Below are 26090 nucleotides of genomic sequence, written 5' to 3' on the forward strand. Positions count from 1 at the left end.
CCTCTCCCGCTAGCGGGAGAGGGAGCGCACCGCCGACGTGGCAATATTCTCAGGTCTCAAACGTCTGTGCCGCATGCCACGACAGGCCCTCCAGCGTCGTGGTGCGCGGCTTGTATTCGCAGCCGATCCAGCCGCGATAGCCGATCGCGTCGAGGTGGCGGAACAGGAAGGGATAGTTGATCTCGCCGGTGCCGGGCTCGTGACGGCCGGGATTGTCGGCAAGTTGGACGTGAGCAATCTGAGGCAGATATTCCTGCATGGTGCGGGCGAGATCGCCTTCCATGATCTGCATGTGGTAGATGTCGTACTGGATGAAGAGGTTGTTCGACCTCACCTCGGAGATCAGCTGCACCGCCTGCTCGGTGCCGTTGAGGAAGAAGCCGGGAATGTCGAGCGTGTTGATGGGCTCGACCAATAGCTTGATGTTCTCTCGCGCCAGCGACGAAGCTGCAAAACGCAGATTCCCGACCAGCGTCTCCCGAAGCTCGTGCGGATCGGCGTCGACAGGGGCGATGCCGACGAGGCAGTTGAGCTGCTCGCAATCGAGCGCCCTGGCATAATCAATCGCGCGGAACACGCCGTCGCGGAATTCGGCGATGCGGTCGGGCAGGATCGCAATGCCGCGCTCGCCCCCCGCCCAGTTGCCGGCGGGGAGATTGTGCAGCACCTGCGTCAAGCCATGCGCCTCGAGCTGCTCGCGCAGCTGCGCCTTGTCGAAATCATAGGGGAAGAGATATTCGACCCCGGCAAAGCCCGCCGCCTTCGCCGCCGCAAAGCGGTCGAGGAACGGCATCTCGTTGAAGAGCATGGTGAGATTGGCGGCAAATTTCGGCATGGTGCTTCGTCCCCTATTCCGCCGGCTGCAGCACGCGCGTGGTCTCGACTTCGTCGAGCGGAAGGTCCAGCACCTCCTCGAACTCGACGATGTTGTCGATCTCCGTGCCCATCGCGATGTTGGTGACCCGTTCGAGGATGAACTCGACCACCACAGGCACGCGGTGCTTGGCCATCAATTCGCGGGCGGTCGCAAACGCTGCCTGCGTGTCCTTCGGGTCGGTGACGCGGATGGCCTTGCAGCCGAGGCCTTCGGCGACCGCGACATGGTCGACGCCGTAGACGCCGATCTCGGGCGCGTTGATGTTCTCGAAGGAGAGCTGGACGTGATAGTCCATGTCGAAGCCGCGCTGGGCCTGTCGGATCAGGCCGAGATAGGAATTGTTCACGACGACGTGGATGTAGGGCAGATTGAACTGCGCGCCGACCGCGAGCTCCTCGATCAGGAACTGGAAATCGTAGTCGCCGGAGAGCGCGACGATCTCGCGCTCCGGGCACGCCGCGCGCACGCCGAGCGCGGCCGGCAGCGTCCAGCCGAGCGGCCCCGCCTGCCCGGCATTGATCCAGTTGCGGGGCTTGTAGACGCCGAGGAACTGCGCGCCGGCGATCTGCGACAGGCCGATCACGGTGACATAGGTGGTGTCGCGGCCGAACGCCTTGTTCATTTCCTCGTAGACGCGCTGCGGCTTGATCGGGACGTTGTCGAAATGGCTCTTGCGCAGCATCGTCTTCTTGCGGTCGCGGCAGGCCGCAGGCCACGCCTGGCGCTCGCGGAGCCTGCCTGACCGCCGCCACTCCCTGGCGACGGCGACGAACAGTTCGAGCGCGGCCTTTGCGTCCGAGACGATGCCGAGATCGGGATTGAACACGCGCCCGATCTGCGTCGGCTCGATGTCCACGTGAACGAATTTGCGACCCTTGGTGTAGGTCTCGACCGAGCCGGTGTGGCGGTTGGCCCAGCGATTGCCGATGCCGAGCACGAAGTCGGACTCCAGCAGCGTGGCATTACCATAGCGGTGGCTGGTCTGGAGACCCACCATGCCGGCCATCAGCACGTGGTCATCGGGGATCGCGCCCCATCCCATCAGCGTCGGCACGACGGGTATGTTGGCGATTTCGGCGAACTCGACCAGCAGGTCCGAGGCGTCGGCGTTGATGATGCCGCCGCCCGCGACGATCAGCGGCCGTTCGGCGGCGTTGAGCATCTCCAGCGCCTTCTCGACCTGCTTGCGCGTCGCGGCGGGCTTATAGACCGGCAGCGGCTCGTAGGTCTCGTCATCGAATTCGATCTCGGCGAGCTGTACGTCGAGGGGCATGTCGATCAGCACCGGCCCCGGCCTGCCTGAGCGCATCACGTGAAAGGCTTGGCTGAACACACGCGGCACCAGCGCCGGCTCACGTACCGTCAGTGCCCACTTCGTGACAGGCTTTGCAATCGACTCGATGTCGACCGCCTGGAAATCCTCCTTGTAGAGCCGCGCGCGCGGCGCCTGCCCCGTAATGCAGAGGATCGGGATGGAATCGGCGATCGCGGAGTAAAGACCGGTGATCATGTCGGTGCCAGCCGGCCCGGAGGTGCCGATACAGACCCCGATATTGCCGGCCTTGGCGCGTGTATAGCCTTCGGCCATGTGCGAAGCGCCCTCGACATGGCGCGCCAGGATGTGGCGGATCGAGCCGCGCTTCTTCAGCGCCGAGTAAAGCGGATTGATTGCAGCGCCGGGAACACCGAAGGCCGTCGATATACCTTCCTTCTCCAGGATACGCACGGCCGCATCGACAGCTCGCATCTTCGCCATATCGGACCTCGCTCAAATTGCGTCAGCGAGCGAGATCATCAGATACGCAGAAGCCGATCTCAACGAGACCGATTTTATTTTCCACGATGCGGCAACCACGAGAAAATCGTGGACGTGTCAATCGGTTAGATCAACAGATGCGTGAAAGCAGCTCACTCGAACAGCGGCACCAGCTGCATCTGCGGCACCAGCACGAGTCCCTTATCGGTGATGCGAATTTCCGGAATGACCGATAGCGGAATCAAATTGAAGCCCATGTACGGGATGGTGCAGCCGGCCTCGGCCCATTCCTTCTTCAGCACCTTCACCTCTTCCGCCACTTCGGTGACACGCTTGTCGGACAGGAGTCCTGCGATCGGCAGCGGAACCAGCGCCCTCACCTCGCCGTCGGCGACGACGCAGACGCCGCCCTGCCGCTCCTTGATGGCGGCGATGGCGACCTGCATGTCGCCCTCGTTGGTGCCAGCGACGATGAGATTGTGGCTGTCGTGTCCGACGCTGGAGGCGACCGCGCCGCGCTTCAGGCCGAAATCCTTCAGGAGCCCATGGGCAACGTTCCCGGCGGATTTGCCATGACGCTCGACCACGGCGACGAAGCAGAGGCCATAGCGCGCGAACAGCGACGGCCAGTCTTTTGCGGGTTCGATCGCGACCTTCTCGTGGATCAGCGTGATGCCAGGCAGCGCGGTCTTGATGGCGTTGACGGCGCAGGCCTTGGCCGGCAATTCGGGCGTCAGCTTCATCGTCTGCGGCAGCTTGACGGTCGCATAGGCTCCCTTGGGATATTGGTAGCGATGCGACAGCGCCTGATCGAGACGCGGGGTGATCTTGCCGTGCTCGACCACGAGCTCGCCACCATACCAGGTGCATTGTGGCTCGAGCTGATCGTCCATCAGCACGAGATCGGCGCGGCGGCCGCCGCCAAGCCCGCCGATATCGCCTTCCATCCCGAAGCGGGTCGCGCCATGCAGAGAGCCCATTGACCAGGCCTGCTCGGGCGACATCCCCGCCTTCACGGCTTCCCGCACGACCCAGTCGAGACCGAACAGCAGGAGATCATCGGCGTCACGATCGTCCGTGCACACGGCGGTGCGTTTGTGCGAGGCCCCGAGCTCGGTGATTGTTCGGATCGCTTGCGGCAGCGAGTGCCAGGGCGTGGTCGGCGGTCCCCCGCGCAAAAACACCCAGACGCCGGCATCGAGCAGGTCATCGGCGATGTCGCGGTCGATCGCCTCATGGGTGTCGGTGACGCCGGATGCCGCATAGGCCGCAACGAATTCGCGGCCGTAGACATGCCCGGAAACGGGACGCCCCCGCTTCAAGGCTGCGGAGAGGATGGCATGGCTGCGCTCGTCGCCCATCGTGACAGGCACGAAATCCATCTTCTCGCCAAGCGCCACCGCTTCGGGCCAGCGATCGAACAGACCGGCGATCTTGTCCGGCGTGAGGTCGCCGCCCGCCGTCTCCAGTTCAGCCGAGGTCGCGGGAACCGTGCTCGGCACGGTCAAGAAGATCGACAGCGGCGCCTCGCGCGCATCTTCCAGCATCGCCTCCACACCGGCGACGTCCATGACGTTGCCGATCTCGTGGCTGTCGCAGAAGATCGTGGTGGTGCCGTTCAGCAACGCAGCCTCGGCATAGGCGCAGGCCGTCACCATCGAGGATTCGATGTGGATGTGCGGATCGACGAGGCCGGGCGCGATGATGCCACCGGCGGCGTCATACAGCGGAACATCGCTCCAGGCTTTCTTGGCTGTGCCTGCCGGTTTCACCGCCGCGATGCGGCCGCCTGTGATCCAGACTTCCCGCCCCTGATGAATGCGCTCCGAATAGGTCGAGAGCACACGCGCCCCCGTGACGACGAGATCCGGCGCGACGCGGGCCGACGCAACATCGGCCAAGCGCCGCGTCATGCTGTGCAGGGGAGCAACGGTGAAGCGGGTGAGTTTGGTCATCGGGGCTCTCACGGATATTGGACAGCCCAGCGATGGTTGCCCCCGACGGCGGCAGGGGCAACTCAAATAAAACGGCACCTTTGCTTACGCATTGGGCAAACTGGCCGTTGATGAGTTCCGCTAGTCCTCATTCGCCTTGAACCGCCCGAGCCCCTTCAAGACGAAGGGTGCCACCAGCGCGATCAGCGCGACGCCGAGGAGCGTCGCCGAGATCGGGCTCTGCAGCAGCGTCATGGGATCGCCGAGGCTGATCGCGAGCGCGCGGCGCAGCTGGCTTTCGGCAATCGGGCCCAGGATCAGGCCGACCACGACCGGCGCGATCGGGAAATCGAACCGGCGCATCAGGAAGCCGAGCACGCCGAAACCGGCGAGCATCGACAATTCCACCACCGACGGCTTTGCCGCGATGGTGCCCATGGTCGCGAACACCAGGATGCCGGCATAGAGCCAGGGCTGCGGGATCGCGAGCAGCCGCACCCACAGGCCGACCAGCGGCAGATTGAGCACCAATAGCATCATGTTGGCGATGAACAGGCTGGCGATCAGGCCCCACACGAGGTCGGGCCGCTCGGCGAACAGCAGCGGGCCCGGATTGAGACCATATTGCTGGAAGCCCGCCAGCATCATCGCGGCGGTCGCCGAAGTCGGCAGGCCCAGCGTCAAGAGCGGCACCAGCGTGCCTGCGGCGGAGGCGTTGTTGGCGGCTTCGGGCCCGGCGACCCCTTCGATCGCGCCCTTGCCGAACTCTTCGGGGTGCTTCGTCAGCCGCTTCTCAGTCGAATAGGACAGGAAGGTCGGGATCTCCGCACCGCCGGCCGGCAGCGCACCGATCGGAAAGCCGAACATGGTGCCGCGCAGCCAGGGCTTCCAAGACCGCTTCCAGTCCTCCTTGGTCATCCACAGCGAGCCGCGCACCGGCTCCAGCTTCTCCTCGGTGTGGTGGCGGCGCGATGCGACGTAGAGTGCCTCGCCCACCGCGAACAGGCCGACCGCGAGCGTTGTGACTTCAACGCCGTCGAGCAATTCAGGAACGCCGAACGCAAGCCGCGCCTGACCGGTCAACTTGTCGATGCCGACGAGACCGAGCGTCAGACCGATGAACAGGCTGGTCAGGCCGCGGATTGGGGAATCGCCGAAGGTCGCCGACACCGTGACGAAGGCAACGCACATCAGCGCGAAATAATCCTCCGGACCGAAGCGCACGGCGACATCGACCAGCCATGGCGCAAGGAAAGCCAAGCCAATGGTGGCGATGGTGCCGGCGACGAAGGAACCGATTGCGGAGGTCGCAAGCGCCGGCCCGCCGCGGCCGGCCTTGGCCATCTTGTTGCCTTCGAGCGCGGTCGCCATCGAGGCGCTTTCACCCGGCGTGTTGATGAGGATCGCTGTGGTCGATCCGCCGTACATGCCGCCATAATAGATGCCGGCGAACATGATCAGCGAACCGCCGGGGTCGAGCTTGTAGGTCACTGGCAGCAGCAGCGCGACCGTCAATGCCGGGCCGATGCCGGGCAGAACGCCCACGGCCGTGCCGAGGAACACGCCGATCAGCGCGTAAAGCAGGTTCATCGGCTGGACGGCGACCGCCATGCCGTGAGCCAGCGCGGCAAAGGTATCCATCACAGCAGTCGCTCCAGCGGGCCGGCAGGCAGGCTCAGCGTCAACAACCGGTCGAACGCGAGATAGATGAGGGTCGACATCACGAGAGCGATGATGGCGTCGATGAGGATGGCACGGCGTCCGAAGGCCGCCGAGGTCGTCACGAACAGGGCTGAGGTCGCTAGGATGAAGCCGCCGCCAAAGCCGATGATGGCGATCAGCAGCGCCAGACCGACGAGGATCAGAACCACAGGCACGGGATCGGCGCTTTCGCGTGCCGGCAGATTGCCGCGCAGTGCATCGACGAAATTGACGATCGCAAGCAGCGCAAGGCCGCAGGCGACCACGACCGGCATCGCCTCCGGCCCCATCCCGTACATCGCGGCGGATTGCAGGCCGCGCGCGTCCCAGACCAGCACGACCGCGAGCACCGCAAGCGATGCCGCGATGACGAGACCGGCGCGGTCGACGCGCCGCGGCGGCTGGACGGGATCGCCCGAGGTCATGACTTGACCAGGCCGACCGATTTCAGCACGTCGGTGACACGGGCCGTTTCCTTCTTCAGGAAGTCGGCAAAAGCATCGCCGCCGAGATAGGCATCCTCCCAGCCTTTTTGCTTGAGGATCTCTTTCCAGGCGTCAGACTTCACCATCTTCTCGACCGCATCGCTCAAGGTCTTGCGCTGCTCCGGCGTGATGCCGGGAGGCGCGACCACCGAACGCCAATTGGCGATCACGAGGTCGATGCCCTGCTCCTTGAACGTGGGGATGTCGCTGCCCGCGATGCGCTTCTCCGAGGTCACGCCGATCGCGCGCAGCTTGCCGGACTTGATCTGCCCTTCATATTCGCTGAGCCCCGAAATGCCCGCGGTGACCTTGCCGCCGAGGATCGCCGCCAGCGACTCGCCGCCGCCGGAGAACGGGATGTAATTGATCTTCTTGGCGTCGGCACCGACGGCGCCGGCGAACAAGGCCGCCATCACATGGTCGACGCCGCCGGCCGAACCGCCGGCAAAGGTGACCTTCGCGATATCGGCCTTCACCGCGGCGGCCAGATCCTGCGCAGTCTTGATCGGCGAGTTCGCGGGAACCACGATCACCTGGATTTCCTCGGTGAGGCGCGCGATCGGCGTCACCTGCTCCAGCGTCACCGGCGACTTGTTCATGGCGAGCGCGCCGACCATGACGAAGCCGTTGACCATCATCTGGTTGCCGTCGCCCTTGGCGCCGTTGACGAACTGGGCGATGCCGACGCTGCCACCTGCACCGGGAACATTGGTGACCTGCACGCTGCGGGCGACGCCCGCAGCCACCAGCGCCTGCTGCATCGAGCGCGCGGTCTGGTCCCAGCCTCCGCCCGGAGCCGCCGGCGCCATCAGCTTGAGCTCGAGCTGCTGGGCAAAGCCCGGATTGGCTGCCGCAAGAGTCAACGCGACGGCTGCGCCGACAAGGCGCACGGGAAATCGGAACATGTGGGCATCTCCAGGCTCATGCGGACGTTTGCCGCATTGTGTCGTTTGGTCGCATATCAACCAAAACGCCCGATGCTGTCCAGTGACATGCCTCAGCGTTTTTGGTCAGCGGGGCGCCGGGATCACCCCGCCGAGCGCGGCAGTCAGTTCCGCCGCGACGTCCCGGACGATCTGGCCGATCTCCGGCAACCGTTCGTCGGTGACGCGGCTCGTCAGGCCGGAAACAGAGATCGCCGCAAGCGGTTCGGCCAGCGCGTTGTATACCACCGCCGCGACGCAGCGCAGGCCGATCTGCGCCTCCTCATCGTCGACGGCAAAGCCCTGTTTGCGGATTTTCTCGAGCTCCCTGAACAGGTCGCTCGGCCGCACGATCGACTTCTCGGTCAGGCGGGGCATGCCGTGATGGCGGATGACGGCGCCGACGTCCTCGTCTGAATAGGTTGCGAGCACCGCCTTGCCGACGCCGGAGGTCACCATGGGGACGCGGCCACCGACCTTGGTCAGCGAGCGCATGATCTCGCGGCTTTCCATGCGGGTCAGCACGATGATGAATTCATCGTCGACCACGGCGAGATTGGCCGTCTCGCGGGTGAGATCGCGCAGCTTGCGCAAATATGGAATCGCCTGTGCGGAGAAATTGCGTCGCCGCGCAAAGCTGGCGCCGACCGTGAAGCTGCGCACGCCGACGTGCCATTTGGATTCGCCACGGTCGAACTGCACGAAACGGCGGCTTTCGAGCGTTGCGAGCAGCCGGTGCACGGTGGACGCCGACAGGCCGGTGCGGATCGCGAGATCGCTCAGACGATAGCCTTCGTCGTCCTCGGCCAGCGTCTCGATGATCGACAGCGCGCGGTCGACCGATTGCACGCCACCGTCGCGGCTCTCGTGATCGGCCTCCGAGGCCGATTTGGGCTCGAGCGATTTGCGCCGGATCACGTTCTTGCTCATCGCGACCTGACCGTTCTCCCTCGCCCCGCTCGCGGGGAGAGGGTCGGGGTGAGGGGAGTCTCCGCAAAGACGGTGAGAGATGGATTCGTGGAGAGTCCCCTCACCCGAATTGCTTTGCAATTCGGCCTCTCCCCGCAAGCGGGGAGAGGTGAAGTCGCAGCTCAGAGCAGCCCTGCCCCGCGTGCCCACTTGTACTTGGCGCCAAGCACCTCGACCGGCAGCTCGGTCGAATAGGCGTAAGCCGGGATGCCGTTCTGATAGAGATATTCGGCGGCCTCCTCGACCTCGACGTCGCCAGCGAGCGAGGCGACCATCGGCTTCACGAAGCCCTTGGCCTCCATCTCCTTTTTCACCTCGACCATGTTGCGGGCGAACACCATCGGCGGCGTGACGATGGTGTGCCAATAGCCGAGGATCAGCGCGTGGATGCGCTCATCCGACAGGCCGAGCTTCACGGTGTTGACGTAGGTGATCGGCGGCTCGCCGCCGGTGATATCCACGGGATTGCCGGCCGCTCCAAACGGCGGGATGAACTTGCGGAAGGCCGCATCGAGATCCGGCGGCATCGACATCAGCGACAGGCCGTTATCGACGCAGGAGTCCGACAGCAGCACGCCCGAGCCGCCGGCACCGGTGATGATGAGAACGTTCTCGCCCTTCGGCGTCGGCAGCACCGGTACGCCGCGGGCGAATTCAAGCAACTGGCGAAGTGAGCGGGCACGGATCACGCCGGACTGCTTGAACACGTCCTCATAGATGCGATCGTTGCCGGCGAGCGCGCCGGTGTGGGACGACGCCGCCTTCGCGCCGGCCGAGGTCCGGCCGGCCTTGAGCACCACCACCGGCTTCTTCTTGGACACGCGCTTTGCGGCTTCCGCGAAGGCGCGGCCGTCCTTGAGGTCTTCGCAGTGCTGGGCGATCAGATTGGTGTTCGGGTCCTGCTCGAAGAAGGCGAGCAGATCGTCCTCGTCGATATCGGACTTGTTGCCGAGGCCGACGATCGCGGACACGCCCATCTTGGCCGAGCGCGAGAAGCCGATGATGGCCATGCCGATGCCGCCCGACTGCGACGACAGCGCCGCATGGCCCTTGACGTCATAGGCGGTGCAGAAGGTCGCGCAGAGATTGGCGGGCGTATAATAGAAGCCGTAGATGTTCGGCCCCATCAGACGGATGTCGTACTTCTTGCCGACCTCGACGATCTCGGCCTGCAGCTCCGGCGCACCGGCTTCAGCGAAGCCCGACGGGATCAGCACCGCGCCCGGGATCTTCTTCTCGCCGCATTCGGTCAGCGCGGCCGCGACGAATTTCGCGGGGATTGCGAACACCGCGACGTCGATCACACCAGGCACGTCCTTGACGCTCTTGTAGGCCTTGTAGCCGAGGATCTCGGCGGCCTTGGGATGGATCGGATAGATCTCACCCTTGTAGCCGCCGTTGATGAGGTTCTTCATCACGGAATTGCCGATCTTGCCGTCCTCCGCGGAGGCGCCGACCACGGCGACCGCCTTCGGCTGCATGATGCGGTTCATCGCCGCGACGATCTCATCGGTCGGACGCGGCTTCGGCTTGGGCTTGTAGGCGAAGTCGACCACGATGCGGACGTCTGCGGCCGTGGCATCCTTCGGCGTCGCGAACACCGGGTTGAGGTCGAGCTCGACGATCTCAGGGAAATCGGTGACGAGCTGCGAGACCTTGACGATGACGTCGGCGAGCGCGTTGCGGTTCACCGGCTCGCCGCCGCGCACGCCTTTCAGGATCTCGTGCGCCTGGATGCCGTCGAGCATCGAGAGCGCGTCTTCCTTGGTCGCCGGCGCGAGGCGGAAGGTGATGTCCTTGAGCACCTCGACGAGCACGCCGCCGAGGCCGAAGGCGACCAGCTTGCCGAACGAGCCGTCGGTGATCGAGCCGACGATGACCTCGGTTCCGCCGGCCAACATCTGCTGCACCTGCACACCTTCGATCTTGGCATCGGACTTATATTTCTTTGCGTTGCCGAGGATGGTCTCGTAGGCCTTCTCGGCCTCCTCGGTCGTCTTGAGGCCGACGATGACGCCGCCGGCTTCGGTTTTGTGGAGAATGTCCGGCGAGACGATCTTCATCACGACGGGGAAGCCCATGGACGAGGCCATCTTGCCGGCCTCGCCCGCCGACTTGGCCACGCCCTCCTTCGGCACCGGAATGCCGTAGGCGTCGCAGACCAGCTTGCCTTCCGGGGCCGTCAGGCTGGTGCGATTGTCCGCCTTGACCTGGTCAAGCACCTTGCGGACGGCATCTTTGGAATTGGACATGTGGCTTCTCCCTTGACCTCAGTTCGTTCTTTTCAAAGCGCGCGCGTGTTTGCGGCTGCCCATGATGCTTGCCATTCGCCGCGCTCTGTTCCATGCGGCGGTACGGAGTGGCATAAGCCTCAGGACTACTCCGCCGGCATGGATCAAAAATGGCTGGCGATGGCATTTGGTATGCCAGAAGCCAACTTGTCAAGCTGGTGTAGGGCCTAGAAGGCCGCAAAAAATAGGCAGCTTGACATTCTGGCATGTGGTATGCCAAAAACTTTCCCGTTAATATTCCTGTAAAAGACGACTCCCCACTGGAGGAGATTCGTCGTGTCACTACGGAAACCAACCAAGGCGTTGCCGAACATGGCCGAGGCAGACATCGCAATCGTTCGTATTGCCCCGGAGAGCAGCTTCAAGAACAAGGCGTATGACGCCTTGAAGGAAGCCATCCTCAAGATGGACATCTACTCGACGCCCGAGCCGGTGATGCTCGACGAGCGCGCGCTGTCCGAACGGCTCGGCGTCAGCCGCACGCCGATCCGCGAGGCCATCGCGATGCTGGAGCAGGACGGTTTCGTGAAGACTGTGCCCCGCCGCGGCATCATGGTGGTGCGCAGGACCAAGAGCGAGATCGTCGACATGATCCGCGCCTGGGCGGCGCTGGAGAGCATGGCCGCCCGTCTCATCACCACCACCGCGCGCAAGAAGGACATCACGGCGCTGCGCGACTATTTCAAGGATTTCGGCAAGGACCGACTGCCCGAGGATCACGTCGAGGAATATTCGCGCGCCAACATCGCCTTCCACCAGGCGCTGATCTCGCTGTCGGAATCGCCGGTGCTGGTCGATCTCACCAACGACCTGCTCTTGCACGTGCGCGGCTATCGCCAGCTGACCATCGGACGCAAGGACCGCACCGCGACGTCACTGCCCGAGCATCTCGGCATCATCGAAGCGCTGGAAGCGCGCGACACCGAGCTTGCCGAGAAGCGCGCCCGCGATCACACCCTCGGCCTTGCCGCTTACGTCGAAGCGCACGGCCAAGAACTGTTTACGTAACTGTTCACTTAAGCAACGTTCACCAGAAGGGCGAACAATTCGCCCCAACGACCTTGAGACCAGGGAGACAAGGCCCATGCTGAATACCGCGACCAAGTCCGAAGCACCGGGCACCGAGCAGGAACTGACGGATGGCTTCCATCTCGTCATCGACGCGCTCAAGCTGAACGGCATCAACACCATCTATAATGTGCCGGGCATCCCGATCACGGATTTGGGCCGCATGGCGCAGGCCGCGGGTATTCGCGTGATCTCGTTCCGTCACGAGCAGAACGCCGGCTACGCCGCCGGCATCGCCGGCTATCTCACCAAGAAGCCCGGCGTCTGCCTCACGGTGTCGGCGCCCGGCTTCCTGAATGGTCTCACCGCCCTCGCCCACGCCACCACCAATTGCTATCCGATGATCCTGGTCTCCGGCTCTTCCGAGCGCGAGATCGTCGACCTCCAGCAGGGCGACTACGAGGAGATGGACCAGCTTGCGATCGCAAAGCCGCTGTGCAAGGCGGCCTATCGCGTGCTGCACGCCCAGGACATCGGCATCGGCTTCGCCCGCGCCATCCGCGCTGCGGTCTCAGGCCGTCCGGGCGGCGTCTATCTCGACCTGCCGGCAAAACTGTTCGGCCAAGTCATGAACGCCGAGGCCGGCCAGAAGTCGCTGGTCAAGGTGATAGACGCGGCGCCCGCGCAGATCCCCTCGCCCGCATCCGTGAAGCGCGCGCTCGACGTGCTCAAGAGCGCCAAGCGCCCCCTCATCATCCTCGGCAAGGGCGCGGCCTACGCGCAGGCCGATGAGGAGATCAAGAGCTTCGTCGAGAAGAGCGGCGTTCCGTTCCTGCCCATGAGCATGGCCAAGGGCCTGCTCCCCGACACCCATCCGCAATGCGCCGGCGCCGCCCGCTCGACGGTGCTGAAGGACTCCGACGTCGTCATGCTGATCGGCGCGCGGCTGAACTGGCTGCTGTCGCACGGCAAGGGCAAGAGCTGGGGCGAGGCGCCGAAGAAGTTCATCCAGGTCGACATCGAGCCGAAGGAGATGGATTCCAACGTCGAGATCGTCGCGCCCGTCGTCGGCGACATCGGCTCGGTGGTCTCCGCCTTCAACCAGGCGATGGGATCATCCTGGACCGCCCCGCCGGCCGAATGGACCAACGCCGTTTCGACCAAGCGCGAAGAGAACGTCGCCAAGATGGCGCCGAAGCTCATGAACAACAAATCGCCGATGGATTATCACGGCGCGCTCGGTGTGCTGAAGAACGTCATCAAGGACTATCCCGAGGCGATCCTCGTCAACGAAGGCGCCAACACACTCGACCTCGCCCGCGGCGTCATCGACATGTACAAGCCCCGCAAGCGTCTCGACGTCGGCACCTGGGGCGTGATGGGCATCGGCATGGGCCAGGCGATCGCGGCCGCGCTCGAGACCGGTCACCCCGTGCTGGCCGTGGAAGGCGACTCGGCGTTCGGCTTCTCCGGCATGGAGGTCGAGACCATCTGCCGCTACAATTTGCCGATCTGCGTCGTCATCTTCAACAATGACGGCATCTATCGCGGCACCGACGTCAACGGCGCCAACTCCGATCCGGCGACCACCGTGTTCGTCAAGGGCGCGCGCTACGACAAGATGATGGAAGCCTTCGGCGGCGTCGGCGTCAACGCGACCTCGCCGGACGAGCTGAAGCGTGCCGTCAACGACGCCATGAAGTCCGGTAAGCCGACGCTCATCAACGCCGTGATCGATCCGGCCGCCGGCTCGGAGAGCGGCCGCATCGGCAACCTCAATCCACAGAGCGTTCTGCAGAAGAAGAAGTAAGTCCACCCCTCAACCCTTATTCCCTGCCGGGTGCAGGGGCAGACAGAGTACGGAGCAATACGATGACCAAAGCGCTCGAGGGCGTTCGCATTCTCGACTTCACCCACGTCCAGTCAGGACCGACCTGCACGCAGCTGCTGGCCTGGTTCGGCGCCGACGTGATCAAGGTGGAACGCCCGGGCGTGGGTGACATCACCCGCGGCCAGCTGCAGGACATCCCGAACGTGGACAGCCTGTATTTCACCATGCTCAACCACAACAAGCGCTCGATCACGCTCGACACCAAAAACCCCAAGGGCAAGGAAGTCCTGACCGAGTTGATCAAGAAGTGCGACGTGCTGGTCGAGAATTTCGGCCCCGGCGTGCTCGACCGCATGGGCTTTCCCTGGGAGAAGATCCAGTCGATCAACCCGAAGATGATCGTCGCCTCGATCAAGGGTTTTGGCCCTGGACCGTACGAAGACTGCAAGGTCTACGAGAACGTCGCCCAGTGCACCGGCGGCGCCGCCTCCACCACCGGCTTCCGCGACGGCGTCCCGCTCGTCACCGGCGCGCAGATCGGCGATAGCGGCACCGGCCTGCACCTCGCGCTCGGCATCGTCACCGCGCTCTACCAGCGCACCCACAGCGGCAAGGGCCAGCGCGTCACTGCCGCGATGCAGGACGGCGTGCTCAACCTCTGCCGCGTCAAGCTGCGCGACCAGCAGCGCCTCGCCCACGGCCCGCTGAAGGAATACAGCCAGTTCGGCGAAGGCGTGCCGTTCGGCGACGCCGTGCCGCGCGCCGGCAACGATTCCGGCGGCGGCCAGCCCGGCCGCATCCTGAAGTGCAAGGGCTGGGAGACCGATCCCAACGCCTACATCTACTTCATCACCCAGGCCCCGGTCTGGGAGAAGATCTGCGATGTGATCGGCGAGCCCAGCTGGAAGACCGATCCGAACTACGCCAAGCCGGCCGCGCGCCTGCCGCGCCTGAACGAGATCTTCGCCCGCATCGAGCAGTGGACGATGACGAAGACAAAGTTCGAGGCGATGGAGATCCTCAACAAGGACGACATCCCCTGCGGCCCGATCCTGTCGATGAAGGAGATCGCGGAAGACCAGTCGCTGCGCGCCACCGGCACGGTGGTCGAGGTCGACCACCCCACCCGCGGCAAGTACGTCTCGGTCGGCAACCCGATCAAGCTGTCGGATAGCCCGGCAGACGTGACGCGATCGCCGCTGCTCGGCGAGCACACCGACGAGATCCTGCGCTCGGTGCTCGGCTTCAGCGATCACCAGGTCGCCGAGATCCACAAGTCGGGCGCGCTCGACCCGCCGCAGAAGCAGGCCGCGGAGTAAGCGGACCACATTTCACGAGACCAAAGGGGCCGTCCGAAGGGGCGGCCCCTTTTGCTTGTGAAGGCGTGCAATCGCAGGCTCAAAATCAAAACTGGAAAACAACCCCATGCACAGTAGCCATCCCGTTGGCACGCAACGATATTTCTGATTCGACGAAAAACTTCTGACCCGTCGGGCAAAACAGGGGTATTATGCCATCGTGGCTATCATGCCGGGAGCGCACATCAGGCGCTGGCTGCTGCACATCGGAGCGGATCCCGACCACACGCTGTTCGCGGAAGGGGCTGCAGAGATCTGGAGTCCAAGGGCGCTTATCGGACGTCAGCCCGAGGGACGTCAGCATGGGCCACAACTGGACGGATCGCGGCGCGATCCAACGTGCCCGCCCAGCCGGAGCCAGTCGGTGCTAGCGAAGACCGGGAAGATCACCCTTCAGCCGCGCTTGCCGACCGTCGCAGACCCGGCGGTAACCTCGTCCTTGTGCGCGGCAAACGCAGCCAGCACCTCGGCTTTCTCGCGCTTAGGGACCTTGGCAAAGTCGAGGCTCCGCCCGAGTTCCGCCGCGACCTCATCGAACTCTGCCGGAGATATTCTGAGATTGCGGTGCGCTTCCTCAAGTCCGAGCGGCGTCGCGCCAGGCTTGGTGGCCGCGAACTTAAGGGGCCCGCCCGAAACGTCGCAGACCCACAGCGTCCGCATGAACTTGAGGCCCGGCAACCTTGTCAGGTTCTTGGTGTGCCATTCTCGTAGTTGCGGATTCTTGGACTTCTGGCCCACGACGGGATTCTTCACGACAGCGTCGCTGAAGTGATCCACCACGGCCGCAATAGCAAAAACGCCGCCCAGCCGCTCATACAGACTTTTCTCAGGAGAGGTTTGCTGGGCCTGCGCGTATGCCTTACTCGCTCCCTGCAATGCAGTCGTCGGGGCGGCGGTCAGCGCCATTCCTGCGACCATGCTTCGTCGTGTGATGGAAGTCGGAATAAATTGTACCATGGTCACCTCCTCTGGTGAGGCAACAGGATAATCCGTTGGGAGCATGCCGCCGGTCAGAATTCGTCACTTTCTTCCGGCATTAAATTTTAGGTCGATGGATTAAGATGGAAGCGTCGGGGTTACACGCTAAGAACGATTCACCGCACATTGGCTTGTGTGGCCGCTCGGGACGTCTGCGATGGGCCACAAGCGGAAGTCGGCTCTCTATTCGATAACTTCATCGGCGCGGGCTAGGAGGCTTTCGGGTAATTCCAAGCCGAGCACTCTCGCGGTGTTGCGGTTGATGATGAATTCGAATTCGGTCGGAGCTTGCACTGGCAGGTCTGCCGGATTGGCGCCGCGCAAAATTCGATCAACGTAGGATGCCGCGCCTGCATATATTTTATTGAGGTTTGCTCCATACGAAACAAGACCCCCTACATCGCAGAATAGTCGTAGGAAGTAGATCGCGGGCAACCTGCACTTAGCAACAAGCGCGGTCATTTCCTTCCGTCGTGCGGCAGTCAGTGCGTCAGGTAGAAAAACAAGACCAGCGTTCCGCGCGTCTTGGAGAGATACGATTAGCCGTTCGATGCTGGAGCTATCGCCGTGGGGCGTCTCCACCGAAACCACCCCGGAGGTTTGTGCGACGGCCTTTATCGAAGCGAGAAACGCAGCAGAGTTATTCCCTGGTTCTGGGTTGTAGATAACGCCGATCCGCTCAATCTGCGGCGCGATCGCAGCAGGGAGACCCACTTACCCCCGAGAGATGGTGCAAAGGCAGTGAAGCCGGTAACATTACGACCGGGCCGCGCGAAAGTCTCGACATAGCGCATTCCAATCGGATCGCTGACCATCGCGAATACGGTCGGGATGTTAGACCCCTCAGCTTGCAGTGACGCCATCGACGTGTTGGTAACCGCGAACAAGACATCAGGCTTCAACGAGATCAATTCGCGCGCGCACTTGCGGCTCTCCTCAGTATCGCCATCGCTTATGCAATAGTCTATGAGCAGGTTCTGACCCAACAGCCAACCTTTCTCCTTCAATACTCTTTCGAGAATTGGCCTGCTTAGAGGGCTAGCTAGGAGCGCACCCACGCGGCGGACTTGGGCCTGAGCCCCCGCAGTATATGGGAGGATTGCTACGGCACCGCTGAAGACTATGAATTCCCGCCGTCGCATGCGTCGCTCCCTCTAGGGATCACGCCTGTGGGAAGATCAACTTAGCACTTTTTTCGTGAGACTATACCGGGTGCAATGACTGCTTCGGGTCAAAAGCTGCTGTCGAACACGAAGCCGCAATAGGTCTGCCAAGGGCCAGAAGCGGAAGAAGTACAGCCGAACTAATCAGGTATTCCCCAGGTGGCACGCACAAATAAACGGGCCGGCGGCAGCACGGAGGCGAGGTCAACTGGGGCGCGGTCCGGCTTAATTGCAATCAGATCGTAGCTCGCACCATGGTCGCTCGTCGTGTCCCTTAGCATTACACCGTCCGCGGTGTCTCGCGTCAGGGTCGCCGGTGCGGGATCAACGATGACGGCGGCGCGAATGCGCGCGTCCTGTATCGGCTCGGGCGGCGTCTCGCCGTTGTGAAGCTGTGCGCACATGCCGGTCGTCTCCTTGCAGAGGCTGGCGACCCTGGCGAAATCCGGCTTGATCCCCATCAGCACGAGGCCGGTCGCCCCGCCGAGCGAGAAACCGACGAAGCCGACCCTTGCAGGATCGATCACGGCCCTGTCCTTCGCATTGACTGGTGCCGGCCTGCGCGCACGCCTCGTCCTTCGAGACGGCGCTCACGCGCCTCCTCAGGATGAGGTTCATCGGCGTCCGTGCTCGTTGGCTATCTCGACCGGCTCAATGCGCCGACACCCTGGTCGACAAAGATGATGCCGCATCATCTCTGCATGCTGCGCAGCCAGTGCCGGATCGCCGCGAGCTTTGGCGGCGGCATCGCAGGCTCGCGAGGCGCAAGGACGTCAGCGACGAGCCCATAGGCGATTTTCACTCGCCGTCACTCCTCTCAGGGGAGCTGATGCATTCCCTTCAGCCTGACGTTCATTGCTCTCCGGCTCCCCGGCGCTCCCCCTCGATGGCGTCCCGTTTCGAATTTCGGAAGTGATCTATGCCATAGTGGATCGTCAGTCCGACAATCCACCCGATAAAGGTGCCTAAGTGGGTCGTGTGGCCGAACAGCTTCTCCTCAATCCAGGCGCCCCCCCAGATTGAGACGAGTATTAAGATCAGCGTCCATAGAGTAGTGCTCGTTTTTTCTTTGAGTGCACTTCTCGCCTCCCTTGCAGGGCTCAGTGCTATTGACGCGGACGGACCAACTCCGAGCGAAACCGATCTTCTAGCGTCGCCCGGCAGCTGCGCCCATCAGCTTTCGCGCTTCCTAAGCAGCGCAGATCAATTTCAGATCAGCTTCGAACCTGATGCTGCGCTTGCCCGCAAGCGCCGTGCCCTCGAGGAAACCGCCCTTGGCATCGCACGTCCCGGAAAAACCAATTCCAATCTCGTGTCCGCCGAATACCGGGTCTTCCCCTCGCGCCGGCGTATGCTCTTGATTGACCATCTGCCCTCTCCATCGACCGCTGGAGGAGGAATATGACCCCAGATAGTAGAAGAAGGCATCGCCACCCAGGATACGGCCGTTGTTCAATAGCATCACTCCAGTCAGGCCGCCGGGGACGCCGTCCAAGATTTTGAGATGGATGGAGTACAATCCGTTGGAAATGCCACCTTCACCAATCATCCCGGGCGCCGGAAGGTCGCTTTCATCCAGCGGGGTCATGATGGATCGAAAGACGGCACCGGGCACCTGCGGGGAGCTGCCCTCGAAGTGAAAGGCCTTACCAACCGCCCTTCCGACGACGGAAATTGACGAGACGTCGGAACCGAGCAAAGACTGATGATCGGCGCCAAAATTGTGTCGTCGGCTGGTCACATCGACACGGATTGAGTCCCCCTCGACCTGGTAATTCCCTATATGAGCAAACCCTGAATTGCCGCCCAGCAACTTGCCCCGGCGCACGTACGTGACGCTCCGGCCAACCATTTGATTGATCGAGAATTCACTCTTGAAGAGGCCGTCGAAAGTGCTTGATAACTCGTTCATCCGGCACCACCGATTGACTCGGACTCCTCTTTTGCTCAGCGGCTAGTCTCGGAAGACCGAGAGTACCGTTCGATTATTTCGACATCGGAGTCGATGACGCCCTCGCGATAGCCGAACAAGTTGACGTCCGAGTTCGGGGCAGAGCAGACTTGCTCTGCGCTGCCCGTGGTTCGCTACTGGCCGCGCCTGCGTTACCACCACTAAGCACCACAAAATCCATTCAGTCAAAACCGATGGTTGATGCCGCCCTTGGCCGTATGAAGCTGAACCTCGGTGTCCGTGAAGGACGCGCCGGGGAATGCAAGCGCATTGCCGTTCGACTTTCCGAGATTGATGTAGATGTACTCGGCCTTGAATGTCCAGCGCGGGTCGAAAGCCCATTCCAGGCCGCCACCCGCGGAGAAACCCACCTGGACCTCCGACGAGGATGCGCTTCGCGTCAGGGCCGGGAAGAAGCCATTGAAGTTGGCAATGTTCGGCGTGGCGAGATTGGAGGTGAAGATGCTGTTCTTGACGTGGCCCCAGGCGAAGCCACCGGTACCGTAGATCAGCACATTGTTCGCCGCATAGCCGAGACGTCCGCGAACCGTGCCGAAGACATCGATTTCCTGCTTGAGATTGAACACGCCGGTGAAGGCGCCATTGTCGCCGCCGATCGTTCCGGTGACGCTGAAGGGGCGGCTCGCCGTCTCCTTAATGGCTGCGCCGCTGACATCCGCTTCCAGACCGTACACGAACGTGCCGGACTGCCAGTTATAGCCGATTTGGCCGCCGCCGAATCCGCCCTTGGGGCCCACATCCAGGGTGAACGGCCCAGTCCCGCCCGTGACGACATAGCCGGGCACCGTCCCGGTTGCGAGCGCGCCGGGATCGAAGGTCGCGGTCGGATCGCTCCAGCCATAACCGCCATGCACGCCGGCGTAAAAACCGGTCCAGCTGAATGCGACCGGCGCGGGCGGCGCCTTGGTGTAAGCCCTGCCGAGATCGGCCGCGGAGGCGGCGTGGGAGAGACAGAGAGCCGAGATCAGGAGAGTACCGGAGACAATGGATTTCATGACTTCCCTCAAATTGCGCCGAGAGGCGGCGCACCCATGGAACGATTCAGTAGCGGCTTTTCGCCTGCCTATTTCACAGAGGTGATCGCAACCACCATCTGCATGCGCGTTTGCCACCGTGCACCTAGTCGCAATAGCAGAAGCCATAGACGGCACCGATCTTCGCAATGTGAATATCCGCACTGGTCTTTCGCGACGTGGTGTCTGCGTTCGACCTGAAAATGGTCGTGGTGCCCAGGGTCTGCGTGCTCGAGCTGGTCCGTGTCTCGTTGCGGTCGATGTCGAAGTGCATGTAGCGATATTCGCCGCGCAATGACCATCGCTGCGTCAGCTTGAACTCGCCGCCCGCGCCGGCCGTATAACCCGCCACCCACTTGCCGTTGGGCCCTTCGAAATTGCCGGGATCGGGAAAAGTGAAATGGCCCAGCGCCAGGCCGCCGAGACCGTAAAGCATCAAGTTCGGGGTCACGAGATAGCCGGCCCGGCCGATCACGCCGACGTTCGAGCGCAATTGCTCGCTGGCCTGCATCGCCACCTGATTGACACCTGTCGTCACGACACCGTTGGAAACTTGCCGGGTATTCCTCGTTTGCTCGCCGACCGTCTTGAACGCGACATCGGAGAACAGCGTGCCTTCGATCTGACCGCCGGCCACGACATTGCCGGCTCGCCAATTGTAGCCTGCGAACAGGTCGACCATCGAGCCCATCGTGTCGCCGACGGCATTGCCGCGGGTCGTCGTGCTGACGACGCCATTCGTCGTTAGCACGGCGCCATTGAAATTCTGCTGCGCGGAGTCGGCCGTCGAGGCGAGGTTCTGTCGGGCGCGGCCTGCGCCGGCAGCGAAATAGGCGCCGAGATAGGGGCCCGCCCAGTGGTCGCTGGGCGCGCCAGGCATCGCGGCCATGGCCGAACGCGGTCCGCCTTCACCGAACCGGTAGACCATGCCGATCTTCCCGGTGTGGAAATCGGCATTGATCTGACGATGGGTGCTGTCGGTGGACACAGAGGTCCTGGAGGATCCGGTCGATTGCGAGTTCGATGCGAATTTGCTGGATTCGTCGCGGTCGAAGCCGTAATGCGCATAGCGATACTCGCCACGCAGCGACCAATTGCCTGTCAGCTTCACTTCGCCGCCGGCGCCCAATGTGTAGCCGGCCACCCACTTGCCGCTGGAATCGCCGCGGCTGAAGTCCCCGTCTGCGTTAGTGAAATGCCCCAGCGCCAGACCCCCGAGGCCGTAGAGCAGCACGTTCGGTGTCACCAGATAACCGGCCCGGCCGATCACGCCGACATTCGAACGCAGCTGCTGCGGAGCCTGGCTCGCGGCGGTTTGCGAGCCCGAGAACCGCGAGGTGACAGCTCCGTTCGAGGTGTCGACTGAGGTGAATGTCTGAGGACCGATGGTGTTGAACGTAACGTCGGAGAACACCGAGCCTTCGATCTGCCCGCCGGCCACGACATTGCCGGCGCGCCAATTGTAGCCCGCGAAAAGATCGACCATCGAGCCCGTCACGTCCCCGACGGGACGGCCGCGCGCCGATTCAGTGCTGGTGGAGGTCGTGGTCCCGACGCTGGTGGTCGTGCTGGTCCTGCTGTTGTTCGTTGCGATGGTTTCCGCCGCACGTCCGGCACCGGCACCAAAATAGGCACCGATATAGGGTCCCGCCCAGCCGTCGCTCCAGGCCGGGCCCGGCGGTGCCGCCATCGCCGACCGCGCGCCTGACGCGCCGAATTGGTAAACCAGTCCAACCTTGCCGACGTGGAAATCGGCATCGATATGCCGCCGGTGGACGGTGCTGTTGGTGGACGTGTTGGTGCCGCCGCCCGATACGGACGTCGACGAGTTGCCTGACGGCTCGTTACGGTCATATCCGAAATGCATGTAGCGGTATTCGCCGCGCAGCGACCAGCTGTCCGTCAGCTTGACCTCGCCGCCCGCGCCCGCGACATAACCGGCCACCCATTTGCCGTTCTTGTCGCTGACCTGCGCTTCCGGGTCGGGATAATTGTCGGGATAGGTCAGGTGCCCCAGCGCCAGTCCTCCGAGGCCGTACAGCAGCACATTCGGTGTCACCAGATAACCGGCCCGGCCGATCACGCCGACGTTCGAGCGCAATTGCTGCCGGTCCTCGATGCTGTTCGTCCCCGATTCTGTCGAGGTGACGACGCCGTTGTCGCTCGACACCGAGCTGTATGCCTCGTTGCCGACCATCCTTGTGGTGACGTCGCTGAACAGGGTGCCTTCGATCTGCCCGCCGACCACGACATTGCCGGTTCGCCAATTGTAGCCCGCGAACAGATCGACCATCGAACCGGTCATATTGCCGGCGAGATTGCCGAATCCTGATTGCGTGAATGCCGACGACCCGCCGGGGACGCTGACACCGCCTTCGTCGTCGATTCTCGTGGAGGTCTGCCTTGCCCGCCCGGCGCCGGCGCCGACGTAAGCACCGATATAGGGGCCGGCCCAGCTGTCACCCCAGGCGCTTGCGAATGAAGACCCGCGTGCTGCCGAAGGTATCGCCGCCATTGCGGACAGCGGCCCGGAATCACCGAATTGGTAGACCAGACCGATCTTGGCCAGGTGGAAATCAGCATTTATGCGTGACGAAAAGGATTGACTGCTAGTCGAGACGGACGTGGTTGCGCCCGTCGCCGAGTTGGCCGTTGAGCTGGCGGCTGCGCTCCGGTTGAAGCCAAAGTTCAGATACCGATACTCGCCGCGCAGCGACCAATTGCCGGTCAGCTTCAGCTCGCCGCCGGCGCCGACCGTGTAGCCGGCCACCCATTTGTTGTTGTCACCGCCGAAAGGATCGGCGCCGTCGGCAAAGGTAAAGTGACCGAGCTCGAGGCCGCCGAGGCCATACAGCAGCAGATCCGGACGCGCGAGAAAACCGACCCGGCCGATCAGCCCGACCCGCGAGCGCAGCTGCTGGTTGCTCTGCACGATCGCCGTGCGGGCACCCGTCGAGGTCACCGCCCCGAGCAGCACGTTGGTGCTGACGCTGTTGAGCGTCTCGTTGCCGAACGGCTTCAACGCGACATCGGAAAAGACCGTGCCTTCGACCTGCCCGCCCGCCACGATACTCCCGGCCTGCCAATTATACCCCGCGAACAGATCGACCATCGAACCGGTCACATCGCCCGCAAGATTGCTCGCGGTCGTTCCGACCAAAGTCGAGCTCGACGTCACAACACCGGCGTTTGTCGAGACAGAACTGTTACCGAAACGGCCCGTCGAGGATTCCGTCACACGTCCGGCACCCGCGCCGAAATAGGCGCCGATATAAGGCCCCGCCCAGCTATCCACCCAAGCGGGTCGGGGTGGCGCCTTCACAGAGAGGTCGGCGGCCAGAGCTCCTGCAGAAACCATGATCGAGGCGCCAGCCAATGAAGCGCCCGTCAGTGATGTCAGCTTTTTCACTCCACCCCCCAATTCCAATTCCAAAGCAGGCGCTCCAAAACCACAGGAACGCGCCCCGTCAAAAGGCGTAGCGCACCACGCCCTTGCCGCCGTCGTTTGATGGCTAAGTTACTGACACGTCATGGCCATCGGCTTCTTGTCCTGGCCTGCACCCGAGTTGAACGATTCCGCATCGTCTGCCCTTTTCGGAATCCATGTTGCTCGGTGGATACATTCGCCCGTTCAAAGCATGACGAAGTTTGACAGCGACGCGCTCGACTTAGACTGGTGCGCGCAGCCAATTGGTTCTCGCAGAGAATGCGGCGCTTTACCGCACACGTACCGCTTGCGCCGCGATAAACTCTGCGGCGGTATCAAGTTACACCTGAACTTTGCCGTGCAACGATGTCCAAGGTCGTATTCGCTTCGGAGCAGCTTCCCGCGCATCTTGACGAAGGTGCGCGCCAGCGGCTGTGGCTCGACCTGTTCACCGACCATTTGTGCGCGGCGGACATTTCGTTCTTTCCCGATGCGCCGTTTTACTCGCGGTCCGAATTCCTGAAACTCGGCGATATCGCGGTCACCCAGCTTGAGGCTAATATTCAGACGGCAGTTCGTACCCAGCGTCACGTCGAAGCCGATACCCGCGGCGACTACATCATCGGCACCACGTTCAACGGTGTGAGTACGCTGATCAGGCAGGAAGGCCGCGAAGCCATTCGCGGCGCGGGGGAGGCGATGCTCTATACCAACGCCGCGCCGATCGCGTCGCAACTTGATGGGCCGATCGCCTTTCGCGGCATCACGGTGCCGCGCGCGCTGCTGGCCGAGCGGCTGCCGAATTTCGAGGACCTTGCCTTGACGCCGTTGGCTGCATCGCCGGCCTTGCGTCACCTGGAGCGCTATCTCGCCATCGTCATCGACTCCGACATCGATGCCGACCTCGTGCTGAAGGAGAACATCGGCACGCATCTCATCGATCTGGTCGCGCTGGCCCTCGGCGCCCGCGGCGATTCAGCCGAGCTTGCGACGCGGCGCGGGTTGCGTGCCGCGCGGCTGCAGGACGTGATCGCAGATATCAGGGGGCGTTTCGCTGATCCGTCGTTTTCGCCGAGCGAACTTGCACGCAAGTTAGGGCTTTCGCCGCGTTACGTCCAGGAACTGCTGCAGGAGACCGGATCGAGCTTTACCGAACGTGTCACCGAGCTGCGGTTGCAGAAGGCACGGAAGATGCTGCTCGATTCGCGCTACAACCGATCGAAGATCAGCGATATCGCCTATGCCTGCGGCTTCAACGAGGTGTCCTACTTCAACCGCTGTTTCCGCCGCCGCTTCGGAACTTCGCCGAGGCATTATCGCCGCGATGTCGGCGAGCCGATGTGATCGGACGCGCAGTCCCGCGATCCGCTGGCTCGCGTCCACCACGCACCATGATCGCCTCCGATCGCGTCGTGGCTGCGGCTTGCCAGGCGGAGACACCTTGCCGCCGCTGTTGGTGTTGAGGCAAAGTGTCCGCAAGAAAGTCAGGGCTATCGCATATGACTAGTGGCGGCCTGCGCGCACTCCGCCCTCATCCTGAGAGCCCGCCTAAGCGGGCGTCTCGAAGGATGGCCGCAAGGAGAAGCTTTCAAATGCGATAGCCCCGCGCAAGGCAGGGAGGTCAGCATGTCACTGCTCGGCAAGGCCGCCGTCGCGATGTGGTGGAGCGTCCGCCCGGAGCAGCGCAGCGAGTTCGGCGACTGGCATTCGCATGAGCACTTTCCCGAGCGGATGAGCATTCCCGGTTTTCGGCGCGGGTCACGCTGGACCAGCACGACTGACGTCGAAGGTTTCTTCGTGCTCTACGAGCTCGAGCACTACGGCGTTCTCACGTCGAAGGGATATCTCGACCGGCTGAATACACCGACACCGTGGTCGACAAAGATGATGCCGCATCATCTCGGCATGGTGCGCAGTCAGTGCCGGATCGCCGCGAGCTTTGGCGGCGGCATCGCAGGCGCGCTCGCCACCATCAGGCTGTCGCCGCTCAACGGACGGGCCGCCGAGCTACAGGCCCACCTTCTCAATACGCTTGGCGCTCTCGCCTCCAAGCCGGGGCTGACGGGCGCCCACCTCCTCCTGACCGATACGCCCAAGACGAGTTCGCCCACCACTGAACAGCAAATCCGCGGCAATGACGGTGCCGCCGACTGGATCATTCTGGTGTCAGGTTACGATATCGATGTGGTTGACGCTGTCATCGCCGGACAGCTCTCGCCGCCATCGCTTCAAAGCGCAGGCGCGCAGGATGGTGCGACGCTCGGTCGTTACAGGTTGGCGTTCACAATGACACCGAATGACATTGCGGCATAGGCCGAGCCAATCAAAGAGCGCGCCGCTGCTCCGCGAAGAGCTTCTTTGCAACGGCATGAAGTTTGCGCCCATCGTTTGGTCGTAGACCGAA

The 26090-nt window shown here is 63.1% G+C and carries 20 protein-coding genes; 5 read left to right on the forward strand and 15 right to left on the reverse strand.

Annotated features, from left to right (window positions below; genetic code table 11):
* Positions 1-49 precede the first annotated feature (49 nt).
* From hyi to GA0061099_RS00135, 8 genes are all read right to left on the reverse strand, one after another.
* Entirely contained in the window at positions 50-835 is a 786-nt protein-coding gene (gene hyi / locus GA0061099_RS00100; RefSeq protein WP_036005630.1) for a hydroxypyruvate isomerase, read from the reverse strand.
* A 13-nt stretch (positions 836-848) separates the two neighbouring features.
* Positions 849-2633 carry a glyoxylate carboligase gene (gcl, locus tag GA0061099_RS00105; protein ID WP_036023343.1) on the reverse strand — a complete coding sequence of 595 codons (1785 nt, stop codon included), beginning with the start codon at positions 2631-2633 and terminating at the stop codon, positions 849-851.
* 152 nt (positions 2634-2785) lie between these two features.
* Positions 2786-4588, reverse strand: a complete 1803-nt coding sequence (locus GA0061099_RS00110) for an adenine deaminase C-terminal domain-containing protein (protein ID WP_036023342.1) — start codon at positions 4586-4588, stop codon at positions 2786-2788.
* Positions 4589-4708: 120 nt separating this feature from the next.
* Complete coding sequence (locus GA0061099_RS00115; protein ID WP_036023341.1) at positions 4709-6208, reverse strand: tripartite tricarboxylate transporter permease; 1500 nt, start codon at positions 6206-6208, stop codon at positions 4709-4711.
* Positions 6208-6693, reverse strand: coding sequence for a tripartite tricarboxylate transporter TctB family protein (locus tag GA0061099_RS00120; protein ID WP_036023340.1), 486 nt, complete (start codon positions 6691-6693; stop codon positions 6208-6210). Before GA0061099_RS00120 ends, GA0061099_RS00115 begins: the two co-directional genes overlap by 1 nt.
* Complete coding sequence (locus GA0061099_RS00125; RefSeq protein ID WP_036023339.1) at positions 6690-7658, reverse strand: Bug family tripartite tricarboxylate transporter substrate binding protein; 969 nt, start codon at positions 7656-7658, stop codon at positions 6690-6692. The genes GA0061099_RS00120 and GA0061099_RS00125 overlap by 4 nt, the downstream gene beginning before the upstream one ends.
* 105 nt (positions 7659-7763) lie before the next feature.
* Positions 7764-8606 (reverse strand): IclR family transcriptional regulator, encoded by an 843-nt coding sequence (locus tag GA0061099_RS00130; protein WP_036023338.1) that lies wholly within the window; start codon positions 8604-8606, stop codon positions 7764-7766.
* Between the two features lie 161 nt (positions 8607-8767).
* The gene (locus GA0061099_RS00135) at positions 8768-10897 is read right to left on the reverse strand and encodes an acetate--CoA ligase family protein (protein ID WP_036005664.1); all 2130 of its coding nucleotides are present in this window, start codon (positions 10895-10897) and stop codon (positions 8768-8770) included.
* Between the two features lie 351 nt (positions 10898-11248).
* Here GA0061099_RS00135 and GA0061099_RS00140 point away from each other — a divergent pair, with 351 nt between their 5' ends.
* The 3 genes from GA0061099_RS00140 (at position 11249) to frc (ending at position 15094) form a co-directional block, all read left to right on the forward strand.
* Complete coding sequence (locus tag GA0061099_RS00140) at positions 11249-11944, forward strand: GntR family transcriptional regulator (RefSeq protein ID WP_157282741.1); 696 nt, start codon at positions 11249-11251, stop codon at positions 11942-11944.
* A 76-nt stretch (positions 11945-12020) separates the two neighbouring features.
* Positions 12021-13754: an oxalyl-CoA decarboxylase gene (oxc, locus tag GA0061099_RS00145; protein ID WP_036005667.1), complete on the forward strand. Its 1734-nt coding sequence runs from the start codon at positions 12021-12023 to the stop codon at positions 13752-13754.
* Positions 13755-13816: 62 nt separating this feature from the next.
* Positions 13817-15094, forward strand: a complete 1278-nt coding sequence (gene frc, locus GA0061099_RS00150) for a formyl-CoA transferase (protein WP_036023337.1) — start codon at positions 13817-13819, stop codon at positions 15092-15094.
* A gap of 432 nt (positions 15095-15526) precedes the next feature.
* Here frc and GA0061099_RS00160 read toward each other — a convergent pair whose 3' ends face one another.
* The 7 genes from GA0061099_RS00160 to GA0061099_RS00190 all read right to left on the reverse strand — a co-directional run bounded on the left by GA0061099_RS00160 (position 15527) and on the right by GA0061099_RS00190 (position 23668).
* Positions 15527-16090 carry a group I truncated hemoglobin gene (locus GA0061099_RS00160; RefSeq protein WP_036023379.1) on the reverse strand — a complete coding sequence of 188 codons (564 nt, stop codon included), beginning with the start codon at positions 16088-16090 and terminating at the stop codon, positions 15527-15529.
* A gap of 204 nt (positions 16091-16294) precedes the next feature.
* Complete coding sequence (locus tag GA0061099_RS42695; protein WP_074447481.1) at positions 16295-16825, reverse strand: ABC transporter substrate binding protein; 531 nt, start codon at positions 16823-16825, stop codon at positions 16295-16297.
* On the reverse strand, positions 16726-17253 hold the full coding sequence (locus GA0061099_RS42700; RefSeq protein WP_050995894.1) for an ABC transporter substrate binding protein: 528 nt from the start codon (positions 17251-17253) through the stop codon (positions 16726-16728). Before GA0061099_RS42700 ends, GA0061099_RS42695 begins: the two co-directional genes overlap by 100 nt.
* A gap of 161 nt (positions 17254-17414) precedes the next feature.
* Entirely contained in the window at positions 17415-17801 is a 387-nt protein-coding gene (locus GA0061099_RS00175) for an alpha/beta hydrolase (RefSeq protein WP_050995893.1), read from the reverse strand.
* 662 nt (positions 17802-18463) lie between these two features.
* Positions 18464-19186 carry a GrlR family regulatory protein gene (locus GA0061099_RS00180; RefSeq protein WP_036023336.1) on the reverse strand — a complete coding sequence of 241 codons (723 nt, stop codon included), beginning with the start codon at positions 19184-19186 and terminating at the stop codon, positions 18464-18466.
* Positions 19187-19410: 224 nt separating this feature from the next.
* Positions 19411-20241: an outer membrane protein gene (locus tag GA0061099_RS00185; protein ID WP_074447482.1), complete on the reverse strand. Its 831-nt coding sequence runs from the start codon at positions 20239-20241 to the stop codon at positions 19411-19413.
* A gap of 124 nt (positions 20242-20365) precedes the next feature.
* Entirely contained in the window at positions 20366-23668 is a 3303-nt protein-coding gene (locus tag GA0061099_RS00190; RefSeq protein WP_141697543.1) for an outer membrane protein, read from the reverse strand.
* A gap of 384 nt (positions 23669-24052) precedes the next feature.
* Between GA0061099_RS00190 and GA0061099_RS00195 the strand changes: the two genes are divergently transcribed.
* A complete protein-coding gene (locus tag GA0061099_RS00195; protein WP_074447483.1) occupies positions 24053-25030 on the forward strand; it encodes an AraC family transcriptional regulator in 978 nt (325 codons plus the stop codon).
* A 282-nt stretch (positions 25031-25312) separates the two neighbouring features.
* On the forward strand, positions 25313-25999 hold the full coding sequence (locus GA0061099_RS00200; RefSeq protein ID WP_036023324.1) for a hypothetical protein: 687 nt from the start codon (positions 25313-25315) through the stop codon (positions 25997-25999).
* Positions 26000-26090 lie beyond the last annotated feature (91 nt).

The organism is Bradyrhizobium yuanmingense (assembly GCF_900094575.1).
GTDB lineage: Bacteria > Pseudomonadota > Alphaproteobacteria > Rhizobiales > Xanthobacteraceae > Bradyrhizobium > Bradyrhizobium yuanmingense.

Coding starts and splice junctions, on each gene's coding strand:
- GA0061099_RS00130 (WP_036023338.1), bottom strand. CDS start 8,606: ATGAGCAAGAACGTGATCCGGCGCAAATCGCTCGAGCCCAAATCGGCC.
- GA0061099_RS00185 (WP_074447482.1), bottom strand. CDS start 20,241: ATGAAATCCATTGTCTCCGGTACTCTCCTGATCTCGGCTCTCTGTCTC.
- GA0061099_RS00140 (WP_157282741.1), top strand. CDS start 11,249: ATGGCCGAGGCAGACATCGCAATCGTTCGTATTGCCCCGGAGAGCAGC.
- GA0061099_RS00160 (WP_036023379.1), bottom strand. CDS start 16,090: ATGGTACAATTTATTCCGACTTCCATCACACGACGAAGCATGGTCGCA.
- GA0061099_RS00110 (WP_036023342.1), bottom strand. CDS start 4,588: ATGACCAAACTCACCCGCTTCACCGTTGCTCCCCTGCACAGCATGACG.
- GA0061099_RS00125 (WP_036023339.1), bottom strand. CDS start 7,658: ATGTTCCGATTTCCCGTGCGCCTTGTCGGCGCAGCCGTCGCGTTGACT.
- GA0061099_RS00120 (WP_036023340.1), bottom strand. CDS start 6,693: ATGACCTCGGGCGATCCCGTCCAGCCGCCGCGGCGCGTCGACCGCGCC.
- GA0061099_RS00200 (WP_036023324.1), top strand. CDS start 25,313: ATGTCACTGCTCGGCAAGGCCGCCGTCGCGATGTGGTGGAGCGTCCGC.
- GA0061099_RS00135 (WP_036005664.1), bottom strand. CDS start 10,897: ATGTCCAATTCCAAAGATGCCGTCCGCAAGGTGCTTGACCAGGTCAAG.
- oxc (WP_036005667.1), top strand. CDS start 12,021: ATGCTGAATACCGCGACCAAGTCCGAAGCACCGGGCACCGAGCAGGAA.
- GA0061099_RS00180 (WP_036023336.1), bottom strand. CDS start 19,186: ATGAACGAGTTATCAAGCACTTTCGACGGCCTCTTCAAGAGTGAATTC.
- frc (WP_036023337.1), top strand. CDS start 13,817: ATGACCAAAGCGCTCGAGGGCGTTCGCATTCTCGACTTCACCCACGTC.
- GA0061099_RS00115 (WP_036023341.1), bottom strand. CDS start 6,208: ATGGATACCTTTGCCGCGCTGGCTCACGGCATGGCGGTCGCCGTCCAG.
- GA0061099_RS00195 (WP_074447483.1), top strand. CDS start 24,053: ATGTCCAAGGTCGTATTCGCTTCGGAGCAGCTTCCCGCGCATCTTGAC.
- GA0061099_RS42700 (WP_050995894.1), bottom strand. CDS start 17,253: ATGCGACGGCGGGAATTCATAGTCTTCAGCGGTGCCGTAGCAATCCTC.
- gcl (WP_036023343.1), bottom strand. CDS start 2,633: ATGGCGAAGATGCGAGCTGTCGATGCGGCCGTGCGTATCCTGGAGAAG.
- hyi (WP_036005630.1), bottom strand. CDS start 835: ATGCCGAAATTTGCCGCCAATCTCACCATGCTCTTCAACGAGATGCCG.